Annotated in this window: 20 protein-coding genes; 13 read left to right on the top strand and 7 right to left on the bottom strand. The window is 68.7% G+C overall.

Translation table 11 applies throughout. The annotated features are described in order from the left end of the window. Positions 1-80: 80 nt before the first annotated feature. Positions 81-524: an aminoglycoside 6'-N-acetyltransferase gene (aac(6'), locus tag AC07NF_RS11660; RefSeq protein WP_494627550.1), complete on the bottom strand. Its 444-nt coding sequence runs from the start codon at positions 522-524 to the stop codon at positions 81-83. Beyond that, entirely contained in the window at positions 524-2,362 is a 1,839-nt protein-coding gene (locus AC07NF_RS11655) for an HWE histidine kinase domain-containing protein (protein ID WP_494626028.1), read from the bottom strand. The genes aac(6') and AC07NF_RS11655 overlap by 1 nt, the downstream gene beginning before the upstream one ends. Positions 2,363-2,578: 216 nt before the next feature. On the opposite strand from AC07NF_RS11655, the gene AC07NF_RS11650 reads away from it, so the two are divergent. The 4 genes from AC07NF_RS11650 (at position 2,579) to AC07NF_RS11635 (ending at position 4,434) form a co-directional block, all read left to right on the top strand. After that, positions 2,579-2,926, top strand: coding sequence for a hypothetical protein (locus AC07NF_RS11650; protein WP_454718383.1), 348 nt, complete (start codon positions 2,579-2,581; stop codon positions 2,924-2,926). Further along, positions 2,923-3,324, top strand: a complete 402-nt coding sequence (locus AC07NF_RS11645) for a hypothetical protein (RefSeq protein ID WP_494626026.1) — start codon at positions 2,923-2,925, stop codon at positions 3,322-3,324. The genes AC07NF_RS11650 and AC07NF_RS11645 overlap by 4 nt, the downstream gene beginning before the upstream one ends. Positions 3,325-3,540: 216 nt before the next feature. Further along, positions 3,541-4,161 carry a superoxide dismutase gene (locus AC07NF_RS11640; protein WP_492816478.1) on the top strand — a complete coding sequence of 207 codons (621 nt, stop codon included), beginning with the start codon at positions 3,541-3,543 and terminating at the stop codon, positions 4,159-4,161. Between the two features lie 96 nt (positions 4,162-4,257). After that, positions 4,258-4,434 carry a DUF1328 domain-containing protein gene (locus tag AC07NF_RS11635; protein WP_454718380.1) on the top strand — a complete coding sequence of 59 codons (177 nt, stop codon included), beginning with the start codon at positions 4,258-4,260 and terminating at the stop codon, positions 4,432-4,434. Positions 4,435-4,492: 58 nt separating this feature from the next. Here the strand turns inward: AC07NF_RS11635 and AC07NF_RS11630 are convergent, their stop codons facing one another. Both AC07NF_RS11630 and AC07NF_RS11625 read right to left on the bottom strand, forming a co-directional pair. Continuing rightward, positions 4,493-5,281, bottom strand: coding sequence for a metallophosphoesterase family protein (locus AC07NF_RS11630; protein ID WP_494626023.1), 789 nt, complete (start codon positions 5,279-5,281; stop codon positions 4,493-4,495). Positions 5,282-5,284: 3 nt separating this feature from the next. Continuing rightward, a complete protein-coding gene (locus AC07NF_RS11625) occupies positions 5,285-6,142 on the bottom strand; it encodes a diacylglycerol/lipid kinase family protein (protein ID WP_494626021.1) in 858 nt (285 codons plus the stop codon). A gap of 154 nt (positions 6,143-6,296) precedes the next feature. Between AC07NF_RS11625 and AC07NF_RS11620 the strand changes: the two genes are divergently transcribed. The 4 genes from AC07NF_RS11620 to AC07NF_RS11605 all read left to right on the top strand — a co-directional run bounded on the left by AC07NF_RS11620 (position 6,297) and on the right by AC07NF_RS11605 (position 8,119). Further along, positions 6,297-6,641, top strand: a complete 345-nt coding sequence (locus AC07NF_RS11620; RefSeq protein WP_291876850.1) for a YMGG-like glycine zipper-containing protein — start codon at positions 6,297-6,299, stop codon at positions 6,639-6,641. An 84-nt stretch (positions 6,642-6,725) separates the two neighbouring features. Then, positions 6,726-7,196: an OmpA family protein gene (locus AC07NF_RS11615; RefSeq protein ID WP_494626019.1), complete on the top strand. Its 471-nt coding sequence runs from the start codon at positions 6,726-6,728 to the stop codon at positions 7,194-7,196. Positions 7,197-7,658: 462 nt separating this feature from the next. Then, positions 7,659-7,847, top strand: coding sequence for a hypothetical protein (locus tag AC07NF_RS11610; protein ID WP_454761811.1), 189 nt, complete (start codon positions 7,659-7,661; stop codon positions 7,845-7,847). Positions 7,848-7,861: 14 nt separating this feature from the next. Continuing rightward, the gene (locus AC07NF_RS11605) at positions 7,862-8,119 is read left to right on the top strand and encodes a hypothetical protein (protein WP_492816487.1); all 258 of its coding nucleotides are present in this window, start codon (positions 7,862-7,864) and stop codon (positions 8,117-8,119) included. A 229-nt stretch (positions 8,120-8,348) separates the two neighbouring features. Here AC07NF_RS11605 and phyR read toward each other — a convergent pair whose 3' ends face one another. Continuing rightward, on the bottom strand, positions 8,349-9,152 hold the full coding sequence (gene phyR / locus AC07NF_RS11600; protein WP_492816489.1) for an anti-anti sigma factor/receiver protein PhyR: 804 nt from the start codon (positions 9,150-9,152) through the stop codon (positions 8,349-8,351). A 231-nt stretch (positions 9,153-9,383) separates the two neighbouring features. Between phyR and nepR the strand changes: the two genes are divergently transcribed. From nepR to AC07NF_RS11575, 5 genes are all read left to right on the top strand, one after another. Further along, a complete protein-coding gene (gene nepR / locus AC07NF_RS11595) occupies positions 9,384-9,569 on the top strand; it encodes an anti-sigma T factor NepR (RefSeq protein WP_081612907.1) in 186 nt (61 codons plus the stop codon). Between the two features lie 2 nt (positions 9,570-9,571). After that, positions 9,572-10,177, top strand: a complete 606-nt coding sequence (locus AC07NF_RS11590) for a sigma-70 family RNA polymerase sigma factor (RefSeq protein ID WP_291876858.1) — start codon at positions 9,572-9,574, stop codon at positions 10,175-10,177. Beyond that, on the top strand, positions 10,174-11,868 hold the full coding sequence (phyK, locus tag AC07NF_RS11585) for a sensor histidine kinase PhyK (protein ID WP_494626015.1): 1,695 nt from the start codon (positions 10,174-10,176) through the stop codon (positions 11,866-11,868). The genes AC07NF_RS11590 and phyK overlap by 4 nt, the downstream gene beginning before the upstream one ends. Before the next feature lie 115 nt (positions 11,869-11,983). Then, the gene (locus AC07NF_RS11580; protein WP_099575337.1) at positions 11,984-12,118 is read left to right on the top strand and encodes an entericidin A/B family lipoprotein; all 135 of its coding nucleotides are present in this window, start codon (positions 11,984-11,986) and stop codon (positions 12,116-12,118) included. Between the two features lie 170 nt (positions 12,119-12,288). Next, entirely contained in the window at positions 12,289-13,410 is a 1,122-nt protein-coding gene (locus tag AC07NF_RS11575) for a hypothetical protein (RefSeq protein WP_494626013.1), read from the top strand. On the opposite strand, the gene AC07NF_RS11570 is transcribed toward AC07NF_RS11575, so the two are convergent. Both AC07NF_RS11570 and AC07NF_RS11565 read right to left on the bottom strand, forming a co-directional pair. After that, positions 13,368-14,201, bottom strand: coding sequence for a CheR family methyltransferase (locus tag AC07NF_RS11570; protein WP_492816496.1), 834 nt, complete (start codon positions 14,199-14,201; stop codon positions 13,368-13,370). The genes AC07NF_RS11575 and AC07NF_RS11570 overlap by 43 nt on opposite strands. Beyond that, positions 14,198-14,575, bottom strand: a complete 378-nt coding sequence (locus AC07NF_RS11565) for a response regulator (protein ID WP_454718369.1) — start codon at positions 14,573-14,575, stop codon at positions 14,198-14,200. Before AC07NF_RS11565 ends, AC07NF_RS11570 begins: the two co-directional genes overlap by 4 nt. Positions 14,576-14,618: the final 43 nt, after the last annotated feature.

The following is a 14,618-nucleotide window of genomic DNA, read 5'->3' as shown; positions in this document are numbered from 1 at the left end:
GCCGACGGAGGGGGAAGAGGCAAGCTCAGCAGCACTTCCCCCTCCGTCGGCTTCGCCGCTAGGGGGAGGGTCTTTGGGCGCTACAGCCCCTTCCGGAAATACACCACCCGCTCGGTCTCCTCGAACCCGACCGCCTGGTGGAAGGCGTGGCTCTCGAGATTGTCCGCCAGCGCATCCGACGCCAGCTCGCTGCACCCCATCGCCCGGCCCCAATCGGCGACCGCCGCGCACAGCGTCCGGCCGACCTCGGCCTTGCGATGCTCGGGCCGCACGTAGAGCCCCTCGATGAACGCCACCGGCGAGGTCTCGCAGCCATTGACGTAATCGTGGCGCAGGGCGGCCTCGATGAAGCCGGCGATCGCGCCATCCGGCGTCTCGGCCACGAAGGTCGCGAAGGTCTCGGGTTTTTCCAGCGTTTCGGCCGCCCCGGCGCGAAGCTCGGCGACCGTGCCCTCGTCCGGCCACAGGTCGAACCGCAGCGCGGCCCACGCGTCGAGGTCCTCCGGACGGACCGGTCGAACGATCACGCCCGCCCCGTCACCCCGGCGACCGCACGGGCGATCTGGTGGACATTGTAGGGCTTGCGCACGATCGGGGCGTCGAAGCCCATCGGGGCGGCCTTGTCGGCATAGCCCGTGGCGAACACGAACGGACGGCCCATGCCGCGCAGGATCTCGGCGACCGGGGCGACCGACTGGCCGTTGAGGTCGGCGTCCAGCACGGCGACGTCGAAGTCCATCTCGACCATCGACAGCGCTTCGGACAGTTCGGCCGCGCAGCCGACCACCTCGACGCCGGCGTCTTCCAGGCCCGCTTCCAGCTCCAGGGCTAGCAGCAAGGAGTCCTCGACGATCAGCACCTTCAGGCCCGCGATCGCGCCCGGACGGACGGTCTCGTCGGCGGCGACCACGGTTTCGACGATGCGCTCGGGGGCGGCCTGGACCTCTTCCATCAGCGGAGCGTCGGCCAGGGCCTCGGCCGCGCCCTGGATCATCGCGGTGACGCCGCTGGGCTTGTAGTTGATGTGGGCCGAGCCGCCCAGTTCGCGGCCGGCGACGTCCTCGATCAGGGTCGCGCCGAAGCCCTTGGTCGTCGGCGCGTTGGCCGGCGGGCCGCCGGTCTCCAGCCATTCCAGGGCGAAGCCGCCCTCGGGCGTGCGCCGCCAGACCACCTCGACCTTGCCGTTTTCGGACGACAGCGAGCCGTAGCGCATCGCGTTGACGGCCAGCTCGTGCAGGGCCAGCGACAGGGCGGCCGCGGCGCGGGGCGTCAGGAAGATTTCCGGCCCGTCCCAGCGGGTCTGGGTCGGCGACAGGCCGCCCAGTTCGGCGGCGGCGATCCGCGCCAGGGTGGCGCCGCGCCAGCGGGCGGCGCTGAGCAGGTCGTGGGCCGAGCTCATCGACTTCAGCCGCGCGGCGAAGGTCTTGAGGAACACGTCCAGCGAAGCCGACTTGCGCGCCGACTGGGCCGCCACCGACTGGACGACGGCCAGCAGGTTTTTGATGCGGTGGTCGAGCTCCGCGACCAGGTTCTCGCGCTGGGTTTCCTCGGCCTTGCGCTCGGTGATGTCCTGGACGACGCCGATCAGATAGGCCGGCTCGCCGTCCGCGCCCAGCACGATCACGCCCGAACCATGGTTCCAGGTCTCGCGGCCTTCAGGGCTGGTGGGGCGGCGATATTCAATGTCGTAGCGGCCGGTCTGCTTCAGCTGGCCGTTGATGAAGTCCGGCGCCCATTCCTTGTCTTCGGGGTGCAGGTAGTCGAACAGCACCAGCCCGTTCTGGCCGGGCACCTCGCCGGGCTCGATGTTCGAGATCTTGGCCAGGCGGGGGCTGACCTTGATCATGTCGCGTTTGATGTCCCACTCGAACTCGCCGAAATTGGCGGCCGAGATGGCCAGCTCCAGGCGCTCGCTCTCGAGATTGCGCGACGCGCAGGGCTTGGCCGTCAGGCTGGCCGAGGCCAGATCGGCAAGGTCCTCGAGGGCGGCCAGGTCATCGTCCGATGCGGGGCCGGCCAGGCCGGGGCCCTCGACCACCAGGGCGCCCAGGGCGTGGCCATGGATGTCGCGGAGGGGAACGGCCAGGCCGACGGGACCGTTGGCGGTCACCACCTGGGCGGCCAGGTCGCCGTCGCGCGGGCTTTCGGGACCGGCGTAACCGACATAGGCCTTGCGCCAGACCCGGTCCTTGTCGACCAGGACGAGGGCGGCCTTGGGCGCGTCGAACAGCTTGGCCGCCAGACGGGCGAAGCGCAGGAACTGCGGCTCGTTCGTCGCGCCGTCCAGGATGTCCAAGGCCTTCAAGGCGTTGAGACGGGCGGCTTCCTGACTGTCGTCGCTGACGATGGGGGCGTCCTCCATGATTCGACCTTAGACCCGCTTCGCGTTTGGCGCGAGCCGGTTTGGCCGCACTTTTGCCCGACCATTGATATCGATTGCGGATTCCTGAGTGGTGAAGCTTGTCGACCTTGAGTATCTTGGAACCGCAGCGCTAAGCTCGGCGTTGACGGGGCGCAGCTTCAGCGCCCTAGACTTCTTTCATTTCAGGTCGGTCGCGTCGCGAACCAGGAGATGACCATGCCCGCCAGTTCCACTGCCGCCGCCAAGGAAGCCGAAAAGGCCAAGAGCGCCACCCTGGAAGCCGTCGAGCACGCCGAGCGCAGCTTCGCGCAGGCCGCCGACGCCGCTCGCGTCCAGCTGACCGAAGCCGCCAAGCGCGTCGAGAAGTCGGTCTCGGAAGGCTTCGAGACCCTGCGCGCCCAGAGCCGCACCTATACCGACACCGCCGGCCAGCAGCTGGAAGACGCTCAGCGTTACGCCAGCGAGCGCATCCGTGAACGTCCGATCACCGCCACCCTGGCCGGTCTGGGCGTGGGCGTGCTGATCGGCCTGCTGCTCTCCGGCGGCCGTAGCAACAACCGGTGATCTTCGAAAAAACCCTGATGACGCTGGCGGCGGCCGCGGCGATCGCGGCGGCTGCCGCGGTCGGCGTCGTGTCCGCCGCCTTCGCGGTCTATGCCGTGCTGGTCCCGCTGGTTACGCCGGCGGGCGCGGCCGCGATCGTGGCCGCCGTCGCGGCGCTGATCGTCGCCGTCGCCGGCATGATCGCCGCGCGCAAGGTGGAGGGCAGCCGCAATGCTCACCATAACGCGCCGCCGCAGGCCGGCTTCGACATGACGGCGAAAGTCGTCGAGATCGTCCGCGACCGCCCGATCATGTCGATCGGCATCGGCTTGGCCGCCGGGATTTTCGCCCTGAAGAACCCGACCCTGACCGCCGCCGTGGCCAAGGCCTTCCTGGATCCGAAGCCACCTCAGCGCTGATTGCGCGTTATGCAGACACCGATCGCCGCCGGGCTCGCTCGGCGGCGTTTTCGCGTTCTCAGATTTCCTGGAAACCCCAAGTTTCAAAGGGAATTTCTCAACTAAAGTTGAGCGGGCCGGGCTGCTTTAAAAGCTTACGCTTTGGCTCCGCGCGTTCTAGATGCCTGTCGCGCGTTCCCTTCCTCTCCATGGGAACGCCTTCCCCATGGAGTGATCATGACGTACTCGCTGCCGGACCTGCCCTACGCCTACGACGCGCTGGAGCCGACCATCTCGGCCAACACGCTGCGCTTCCACCACGACAAGCACCACGCCGCCTATGTCACGGCCCTGAACGGCCTGCTGAACGGCGACGACAAGGGCTCGCTGGAAGCCGTGATCAAGGGCGCCGGCCCTGGCAAGGTGTTCAACAACGCCGCCCAGGCCTGGAACCACGCCTTCTTCTGGGACGGCCTGTCGCCGACCAAGACCGCGCCGGGCGCCGACCTGGCCGCCGCCATCGACTCGACCTTCGGCGGCCTGGACGCCCTGAAGGAAAAGTTCGTCGCCGAAGGCATCGGCCACTTCGGCTCGGGCTGGGTGTGGCTGGTCTCGGACGCCTCGGGCGCCCTGAAGATCATCTCGACCCACGACGCCGAGAGCCCGGTCACGCAAGACCTGACCGCCCTGGTGGTCGCCGACGTCTGGGAGCACGCCTATTACCTGGACTACCAGAACCTGCGTAAGGGCTTCTTGGAAGCGGTGTTCGACAACCTGATCAACTGGACCCTGGCCGACAGCCAGTACGCGGCCGCCAAGTCGGGCGCTCAAGGCTGGGCCTATCCGGCGCCGACCTAAGAGGTCTTCGGTTTTCCGGAACGTCCGGCGAGTCGGGTGCGTTGTTTCCAAGCGAGACAACAACCCCGGCGTCGCCGGATTTTTCGGAGAAATCCCATGCTGAACTGGGCCGTGACCTTCCTGGTGATCGCTCTGATCGCCGCCCTGCTGGGCTTCACCAGCATCGCGGGGACCGCGATCGGGATCGCCAAGATTCTGTTCTTCGTCTTCCTGATCCTGTTCGTGGTGTCGCTGGTCGCCAACGGCTTCCGAGGGCGCGGCGCGCCACGCTAGGCGGGAGCGATATCGAACTGACGCGCGGCGCGGCCTTCGGGTCGCGCCGTTTTCGTATCTAAGGCCGGCGGTCAAACGCCCAGGTGCGCCAGACGTCGAACTTGCCCTTGTCATAGGCCATCGCCGCCACGCGCACGCAGTGGGGCTCGATCTCGATGACGTTGAAGCCGGGCGCGGCGCCGCGCTCGCGGTGGGACAGAGTGCCCGAGCCGACCGCCTGGGTCTTGCCGTCGCCGAACGGAATGGCGCTGACGAACGGCAGGTGGATGTGGCCAGACAGGATGACGTCGGCCCCGGCGGCGACGAAGCGGTTGGCCGCGTCGACCCCGCCATGCACCTTGGCGGTCATCGGCCCGCCCAGGATCTCCATCAGCGGGTGGTGGCAGACCACCACGCGCAGGTCGCCGGCCGGGGCGGCCTCCAGTTCGCGCACCACGCGGCGGATCTGGCTGTGCGAGACCGCGCCCTTGGACCAGTTCCAGCGAACCTGCGCCACGCGGGCGCTGTTCAGCGAGGCGACCGTGATGCCGGGCGCGCTCCAGGATGCGCCGTCCTCGTCGCCGAAGCGGTCCTTGAACCGGCCCCAGCCGCGCGTGAACCGGGCTAGCAGCTCGCGCGGCCCGACGAAGGGGGTGTCGTGATTGCCGGGCGAGACGATCTTGGGATCGGGCAGGCGTTTCAACCAGGCGGCGGCGGCGTCGAATTCGGGGATCTTGCCGTCCAGGGTCAGATCGCCGGCGGCGATCACCAGGTTCGGCGCGGCCGCGACGATCCAGGCCGTGGCGGCCTCGACGGCTTCCTTGTTCTCGCCGCCGAAATGGATGTCGGAGACCTGGATAAGCTTCATGGGTCAGGCTTCGTCAGGCGGGACCAGTGCGCGGAAGGCTTTGGGCCGAAAGCGGATCGAGACCTCCGGATCCAGCCTGGCCGGCTCGCCGTCGAAGATCGCCGGGATCCGCCCGCGCGCCCAGACCTTGCCCACCCGGCAACGGCCGACCGACACCGAAGGATCCTCGCGCCACTGCCCCCGCGCGGCGTTGAAGCCCAGGCGGAAGATGTCCAGCGCCCCGGACGGGTCCATGGCGGCGGCCTCCAGGGCGCGTTCCTCGGCGTCCAGGGCGCTTGAGACCAGCGGGCACATCAGGGTCAGGGCCTCGGCCTTCTGCTTGGGACGACCATCCAGCGTAAAGCGCAGTCGGCCCGAGAAGGCGTTGCGCAGGGCGCGGCGGGCGCGGGCCACGGCGATGGCGGCCTTGCCCTCGCGCGCGGCCTCGCGGGCCGTGGCCCACAGGGCCGGGCTGCCCAGGATGGCGGCAACGAAGAACAGGCGTCCGCCGACCTCGCCGCCCGAGATCATTCGCGCCTCGCCGCTTTCCAGACAGGCTCTCATCGCCGTCTGCCAGTCGCGCTCGCCATAGAGGGCGCGGGGCAGCATGTTCATTGTGCCGCCGGGCAGGGGCGCGATCAGCGGGCCGTCGGGACCGGCCAGTTCGGCCGCGCCCCGCGCGGTGCCGTCGCCAGCCAGCACCAGCACCGCGTCCGGCGCGCCGTCGATCACCGAACGCAGGCAGTCGCCGATCTCGCCCGGCGCCGGCGCGTGGACCACGCCCGAGACGCCGTACTCGGCCAGCAGCCGCTCGGCGATCTGTGGGGCGTCGGGGCCGACCGAGCCCGAAGCCGTATTGGCGATGACGTCGATGCGCTTCACGCAGCGTCCCCCTCTCGTGAAAGCCCCTCTCTCGGAGTTGGGGAGGCAACGGCTTGCCGCGTCCCATGGTTCCGCTTGCCAAACGGAACCGTCGCCCTTGGGAGTCGTTTGCTCCGGCACGGGGACAGGAAGCTCGGATTCGGAGAGAGCCACCATGAAGATGACCATGATCGCCCTGATGGGCGTGGGCGTGCTGGCCTCGGCCTGCACCTCGACCGGCAATGTCGAACGCAACGCCGCTGGCGGCGCCGCCTTGGGCGCGCTCGCGGGCGCGGTGATCGGCAACAATGTCGGCAGCGGCAGCGCTGGCACCGGCGCCCTGGTCGGCGCGGCCATCGGCGGCACCGTCGGCGCGGTGAAGGGCTGTAAGGAAGATGGCGGTTGCGGCTCGACCTCGGTCAACCGGCGCCAGTACTATGACGAGCGTGCGGGCCGTTACTACTATTACGACTCCCGCAGCGGTCGCTACTATTGGGAAGACGGCGCTCCCCGCTACTAGTCAGCGGCGGTCGACGACGTCCCAAACGAAGGCGATCGGCCCTGCCGGTCGCCTTTCTTGTGTTCGCAAGCTTCGGAGGGTGGAATGAAGAAGACGACGATCATCGCCTTGGGCGGCGCCGTGCTGGCCTTGGCCGCCTGCGCCGAGACGCAAGGGCCCTGGCGCACGCTGCGCAAGCCCGTGGCCGCGGCAACGCCGGTCTGCGACAACTTCCAGTCCTCGGTCTATTTCGAGCAGGACAGCGCGGCCCTGACCAAGGAAGCCCGCATGGTGCTGTCCGGCGCCCAGACCCAGGCGCGGGGCTGCACGGTCAAGTCGGTGCGGGTGCTGGGCCTGGCCGACGCGGTCGGGGCTCCGCAGGCCAACCTGGCCCTCTCCAAGCGTCGCGCAGAGTCGGTGACGAGCGCCCTGAGCAAGGTCGGCTTCAGCAAGGTCGACATCGACGCGGCCGCTGCGGGCGACGCGGGCGCCATGGCCGCTTCGGGCGCGGCCAACCCGCTGCGTCGTCGCGCGGATATCCTGTTCGAGCTGCAGGCGCCGGCGGCCTCCAACTAACCCCGAGTTTCCCCACTGTGTTTTCCTAGGCCTTGTGCCTAGGACCCATTGTCCCGCCAGCGCTGTGTCGGCCGTCAGGTCGCCCACGCTGGCGGTTTTGTTTCTGATGAGCCGAACCCGGCCGGCCCATGGGTCCTAGGCACGAGGCCTAGGAAGGCATCCGTGGTGGGTGGTGGATAGACGAAGGAAAGGCGGGCCGGTTGCCCGGTCCGCCTGAGTTCGCATCAACAAAGGGGGGTGCGAAGGCGGCAGACTGGCTATCGCCAGTCTCAAGTCGGGGGGGCGTCGCCGCCTTCGCAAAGATGAAAACGACAAGTCGCGCGAACGGTTCCCGCTTTGCGCGACTTTTTTTGCATCTGGGTTTCCGAGGGCCCCACACCCCGGATTCAGGGAACGACGATCGCGACAAGACGTTGAAAACCCAAGCGGACACGGTGTCCGCCTGGGATGGGGAGCAACGTCGTGATCCGCACATATGTGGCCGAACATGGCGGTACGGTTTTCGTTTCGACGCCCAGCCAGCGTCAAAAAAAGCTGCGTTCGCGGATCATGGCCCTGGTCGTGATCGCCGCGGTCGGCGCCTCGGCCGGGATGGTCCAGGCGTTCAACGACCGAGACCGTGCGAGCGCCGCTGCCATGTGGACGCCTTAAGGAGGTATGAGATCATGCCCGCCGACATTCATCACGCCGCGCCTGAACACGCGCCTCGCCTGAACGCCACCCGCGCCCGCCAGGGCCGCTGGGGCAAGCATGTGTTCTGGGTGCTGATCGTCTCGACGGTCCTCGCCGCCATCGCCCTGTTCGGCGCCTGGACCTACCGCGCCGATGACCTGGCTTCGGTCGAGGTCAATAACGGGGCGAAGACGCCCGCCGAGGCGCAGCGGTATGACACGCCGCAACAGCCGGCGCGCCAGACGCCTTAGTCGGACTTCATCCCTCTCCCCTTGCGGGAGAGGGTGGCCCACGCAGTGGGTCGGGTGAGGGGTTGAAGACAGAAACCGCCGCGACTGGCTGATCCGCCGTCGCGGCGGTTTTCGTTTGTGCGACCCCTCATCCGGCGCTTCGCGCCACCTTCTCCCGCAGGGGGAGAAGGACAAAAGAAAACGGCCTCCCTTTCGGAAGGCCGCTTCATCGGGAAAGTCTCGTAAAACCCTACGCCGCCTTGGTCTGGCTGCGGCGCGGGTGGAAGAACAGGGCCTGACCGATCGCCGCCTTCACCGTTTCCGGCTGGAAGGGCTTGGTGATCAGGAAGGTCGGTTCCGGGCGCTCGCCGGTCAGCAGGCGCTCGGGGAAGGCGGTGATGAAGATCACCGGCACGTCCATCCGGCCCAGGATGTCCTTGACCGCGTCGATGCCCGACGAGCCATCGGCCAACTGGATGTCGGCCAGAACGAGGCCCGGCGTGGCGCGCGCCACCGCGTCGACCGCTTCGCCACGGGTGGCGGCGATGTCGATGACCTCGTGGCCCAGTTCCTTGACCAGGGCTTCGATGTCGGCGGCGATGACCGGCTCGTCCTCGATGATCAGGACCTGGGTGGCGAGCTCGGCGTCGATTTCGGCCTGGGCGTCGGCGATGAGCCTCTCTACCTCTCCGAAGTCGCAATCCAGGATCTGGGCCGCTTCGGTGGGGGTGAAGCCTTCGAGCGCGGTCAGCAGGAACGCTTGGCGCGAACGCGGGGCGATGCGCATCAGGCGTTGCGAGGCGTCGTCGCTGCCGGGGGCGCCGTCTTCACGACGGGCTTCCAGCTGGGCGCCGGAGCTGAGCCAGATGGCGTGGAACACCCGATACAGCGCCACGCGGGGCGACAGTTCGGCGTCCAGCGAGCGCTCGCCGGCGGCCAGGGCCTCCAGCGCCACGCGGACATAATGATCGCCGGTCTGCTGGTCGCCGGTCAGGGCGCGGGCGTAGCGGCGGATGTAAGGCAGATGCGGCGCCAGCCGAGCTAGAAGACTCATGACCCCTCCCGATGCGGTGTCTCGAAACAACAAAACGAACGGCTAAGCTGGGCCGTTCCGTCGAAGGTCGATAACGTCCCCTCAACTGAGCGGTTCCGCGAACGACGGAATTTTGACATCCTATGCCCAAGCTTATGGAACCCGGTACGGAAAACCACGTTGTCGTCTGGCGGAAAGACATTCGGCCAAAGGGGGCGGACGCCGATGCAAATGCATTACGGTGTCGAGGACATGATCGAACACGTACCCATGGAAGATAAACGCAAAAGCGCCGCGGCGCTGGACGAAGCCCGTCTGCGCCAGCAGGCGATCGGCGTGAAGCTGCGCCAGATGTTCGACGAAGTCGTCAACGAGCCGGTGCCCGACGAATTCCTCGACATCCTGCGCAAGGCCGAGCCGCCCGCGGGAGGTCGCTGAGCATGAGCGAACCGCAAGTCGGCCGCTCGCCGCCCGATCCCGTCCGCGACAACCAGTTCAAACGCGAGCTGGTCACGCTGATTCCGCATCTGCGCGCCTTCGCCCGCACCCTGACTGGTGATCCCACCGCCGCCGACGACCTGGCGCAGGACGCCATGATGAAGGCGTGGGACGCGCGCGCGTCGTTCCAACTGGGCACCAACATGAAGGCCTGGACCTTCATGATCCTGCGCAACCAGTTCTATTCCGAGAAGCGCCGCAGCTGGCGTCAGAGCCAGCTGGACCAGGAAGCCGCCGAGCGGACCCTGGTGGCCGTCGACGATCCCGAGGCCCCGGTGGCTCTGGACGAGCTGCGCCTGGGCCTGGGCATGCTGCCGGCCGAACAGCGCGAAGCCCTGATCCTGGTTGGGGCCGGCGGCTTCGCCTACGAGGAGGCGGCCGAGATCTGCGGCTGCGCCGTCGGCACGGTGAAGAGCCGGGTCAGCCGTGCGCGTCGGGCGCTTCAGGCCATCCTGGAAGCGGGCGCCTATGATCGTGACGGCGGATCGGCGGGTGACGCCATGCACGCCATCCTGGCCGACGCGGAGCGGTTGAGCTCTCTACGGTGAACGCCCTCGCCGGCCGCGCCGCGCAGGCCGTAACCTCCATCCGTGTCCGCCTGGCCCTGGCGTTGTTCCTGGCCTTGCTGCCCGTGCTGCTGATCGGCATCGCGCAGTCGGCGCTCGCCTTCCGGGCCGAGAACGACGCGCGCCGCCAGAGCCTGGAGCTGGCCGCCAGTCACAGCGCCACCCTGGCCCGCGCCCGTATCGAGGCCGCCGGCGTCCTGCTCCAGACCCTGGGGCCGGGCTCGGTGGGCCTTGAGTGCGCCCAGCGCCTGGCCGACGTGCGTGCGCGCCTGTCGGGCTACGCCAACCTGATCCGCTTCGACAGTCGGGGCCGGGTGGCCTGCGCGGCGGCGACCACGCCCTACGACACCCAACGCGGCGCGCGGGCCTGGTTCCAGGCGCTGCGCAACGGCGATGCCATCGTCGTGGCCAGCGCCCCCGGCGCGGCCTACGCCAACGAGCCGGCGGTGCTGGCGGCCGTGCGCGCCGGCACGCCCGACAAGTTCGACGGGGCCATGGCCGCCGTCCTGACCCTGACCAACCTGAAGCTGGAAACCGCCAGCCGCTTCATGCCCAACGGCGCCGAAGTGGCTCTGGCCGACGGCGCCGGCAAGGTCTTCGCCGCTACCGATCCCAAGGCCTTTGAACCGGTCTCGGACCGTTGGCGCGAGGAGGCGGCCAAGGATGGCTCTGCGTTGTGGACCGGCCGCGACCTCGACAACCGAGACCGCACCTATTCGGCCGCGCCGCTGGTCGGTGACGACGTGTTCGTCGTGCTGTCGGCCCCCGCGCCGGGTCTGGTGTCCTGGGCGTCGCTGAGCCCGATCTCGCGGGTCCTGCTGCCGGTGCTGGCCTATGTCCTGGTCCTGGCCGCGGTGCTGTGGGTGACCGAGCGCGAGGTCGTGCGCTGGATCGTCTATCTGCAGCGCGTCGCCGCGATCTACGCCCGAGGCCGCTTCACCGTCCGGCCGCTGCAGGCCGAGCGCGCGCCGCCCGAGATCCGCGAGCTGGCCGCCACCCTGGACGCCATGGCCGGCACCATCGTCACCCGCGACGCCTCGCTGATGGACAGCCTGGCCGAGAAGGACGCGCTGATGCGCGAGATCCATCACCGGGTGAAGAACAACCTGCAGATCATCACCTCGTTGCTCAACATGCAGCAGCGGGCCCTGGCCGATCCGGCGGCCAAGGCGGCGATGAACGACACCCGCCAGCGGATTACCGCCCTCGCCCAGATCTACCGCGCCCTCTACCAGGGGCCGGACCTGAAGCGGGTGGACCTGCGGCCGTTCCTGGAGGAGCTGACCGCCCAACTGCTGGCCAACGACATGACCACCTCGCCGCTGGTGCGGACCGAGGTGCATGCCGACCCGCTGGTCATCGATCCCGACCGTCTGGCCCCGATCGCCCTGTTCGCGGTCGAGGCGATCACCAACGCCCAGAAGCACGCCTTCGGCCCCAATGGCGGCAAGCTGGAGGTCGGTTTTCACGTGCGCGGCGAAGAGGCCGAGCTGTCGATCAGCGATGATGGTCCCGGCGCGGCCGAGAGCCTGGGCGGCGGGGTCGGGCGCACCCTGATGACCGCCTTTGCCCGCCAGCTGCGCGGCAAGGTCACGTTCGAAAGCCACGAACCGCGCGGCCTGACGGTGCGGCTGATCTTCCCGACGCCGCAGGCGGTGGTCCACCAAGCTTAAGATTCGGGCCGCGGTTTGATTTCCGGAACCGAGCTTCGCTGCTGACGTTCTCTGGGGGCACTTATTCACACGCGCCCCACCCGCTCACGGACCGGGGCGAATTGCGGAGAAAACAATGCGTAAGCTCGTGATTATCGCCGCCGCCCTCGCGTCCCTGTCGGTCGCGGCCTGCAACACCGTCGAAGGCGCCGGCAAGGACGTCTCGTCGGCCGGCAAGGCCGTCAGCGACACCGCCAAGGACGTCAAGTAAGGCCACAAGCCCTACTGAGATCGAGAGGCCCGCCGGTTCCGCCGGCGGGCCTTTTGTCTTTCAGCGGCCGACGAAGTGTTTCGGTGATGCAACCTTAGGGCGGTTATCCGCCATCGGACTGAAAAACAGCGCGCTCAAGCTCCGATCCTCGTCGAGGGGACCGGGACGCTTTGTCCGCCAGCAACACCATCTTCGTGCACAGCGGCTGGCGCTGCTCGAGCACCTATGTCTGGCATCGGTTCCGGGCGCTGCCCGGCGTGCGCGCCTATTACGAGCCCTGGCACGAGCAGCTGGCGCGGGTGACCGCGCAAACCATCTACGCCGAGACCCCCGACAACAGCGGCCTTCGCCATCCCGGCGGGACCGATCCTTATCTCAAGGAATTCGAGGTCGTGCTGGACCCGGCAGGGGGCCTCAAGGGCTTCAACGCCGGCTTTGCGATGGACCGCTTCTGGATCGAGCCCGAGGCCAGCGACCTGGCCCAGCAGGCCTATGTCGAGGGGCTGATCGGCGCGGCCCGTGAACGCGGCGAGACGCCGGTGCTGGCCTGCTGTCGCACGCTGGGCCGGGTCGGTTGGCTCAAGCGCCGGTTTGGCGGTTTCCACGTCATGCTGGTGCGTGATCCCGTCCAGCAGTGGCTGTCGTTCTATTCGCTGCGCAAGCGCCCCCGACCGACCTATTTCGAGCTCTGCCACTATGTCCTGCTGTCCGAGATGGCGGGGGCCGAGGACCTGTCGCGCACCCTGCTGGGCCAGGACTTCGCCGGCGAAGGCTCGTTGGACCAGCGCCTGGCCGCCGTGCGCAGCCGCCTCAAGCGCGCCCCGGCCAGCGTCTCGTTCCAGGCTTTCCTGGCGGTGTGGCTGCGGTCGTACCTGAAGGCGCTGCCGGAGGCCGATCTGGTGGTCGACGTGGACCGCCTGGCCCGCGACCAGGCCTATGCCCGCGAGGTCGAGGCGGCGATCGAGGCCGGCAGCGGCCTGCGCCCCGACTTCTCCGACTGCCGCGCTCCCGCCCCGCACGGCATCGCCCCGCCGGTGCAGTGGCGCAAGGCCGCGCGTGAGGTGGTGGACCTGATGGACCTGCACGGCGCGATCGTGGGCCAGGAAGCCCACCCGATCCTGTTCCGCAAGCTGGCGCCGGCCTTCGCGGCCGTGACGCCGGCCCCGGTCAGCGGCGTGAAAAAGCTGGGAGAGGCCGTCGGCGGTCTGTTTGGCGGGGCGGCGGTGACCCGGCGCGCTCCGGCCAGGGCCTATGCGGCCGCGGCGGCCCGCACGGACGGATCGCGCAGGTAGATCCCGGTCCCGCCCGGCGCGGCCGACAGCATGTCGTCCTGATCGCCGATATCGTCTTCCGGATCGACCACCAGCACACCGTCGTTCGGCAGCAGCGCCGTCAGGGCCTGCACCACCTTGGCCCGCAACGAGGCCTCCATGCCGCGCAGCACGCCGCGCAACAGGATGACGTCGAAGCGTCCCATGACCGACAGGTCGGCCAGCAGGTTGATCCGTTTCCAGCGCACCATCTGGCGGATACGCGGCGAGATCGCCCAGGTGTCGTCGTGGTTCTCGAAATACTTGATCAGCAGCCGGATCGGCAGGCCGCGCTGGACCTCGAACTGGGTGTAGATCCCGGCCTGGGCCTTTTCGAGCGAGCGCTCGGACAGGTCGGACCCGAAGAACTCGAAGCGCGTGCCGGTCGCCAGGCCCGTCGACTCGTTGGCGGCCATGGCGATCGAATAGACCTCCTGGCCGGTGGCGCAGGCGGCGCTCCAGATGCGGATCGGGGCTTCGCGGCGGCGCTGCGACAGGGCCGGCAGCACGGCGTCACGCAGCTGGGCGAAGGCCTCGCGGCCCCGGAAGAAGTTGGTCTCGCTGCGGCACAGGGCCTCGACCACGGCCCAGATCAGGCGCTCCTCGCGCTTGGCGCGCAGGGCCGCGATCAGGGCGTCGATCGAGTCGTAGCCTTCGCGTCTCGCCAGCGGCGAGAGGCGGCTCTCAACCAGATAAGGTTTTTCGGTCTCGACCCGCACGCCGGCGCGGGCGCGGCCCAGGGCCGCCAGCAGGTCCATGTCCTCGGGCGTCACAGCAGGCCCGCCTCGGCGAACTTCGCCTCGATGATGTCGCCGTCGAACGGCTTCATGATGTACTCGTCCGCCCCGGCTTCCAGGGCCGTGCGGATGTGGTCGACGCTGTTCTCGACCGTGCAGAAGATGACCTTGGGCGCGGTCCCGCCCGGCTCGCCGCGCAGCTGGCGCAGGAACTCGATGCCGTTCATCACCGGCATGTTCCAGTCGAGCAGCACCGCGTCTGGCATGGCCGCGCGGCACCACGCCAGGGCCTCCATGCCATCGGCGGCCTCGGCGATCTCGAAGCCGATGTCCTCGAGGACTCGGCGGGCGACCTTGCGGATCACCCGGCTGTCGTCGACCACCAGACAGGTCTTCACGGCATGCTCCAATTCAGACCGCCATCGTGCGAGCGGTCTGGTTAAGGAGCGGTTT

The organism is Caulobacter sp. GW821-FHT10A06 (assembly GCF_059415805.1).
This window is presented reverse-complemented; position numbering and strand designations above follow the sequence as displayed.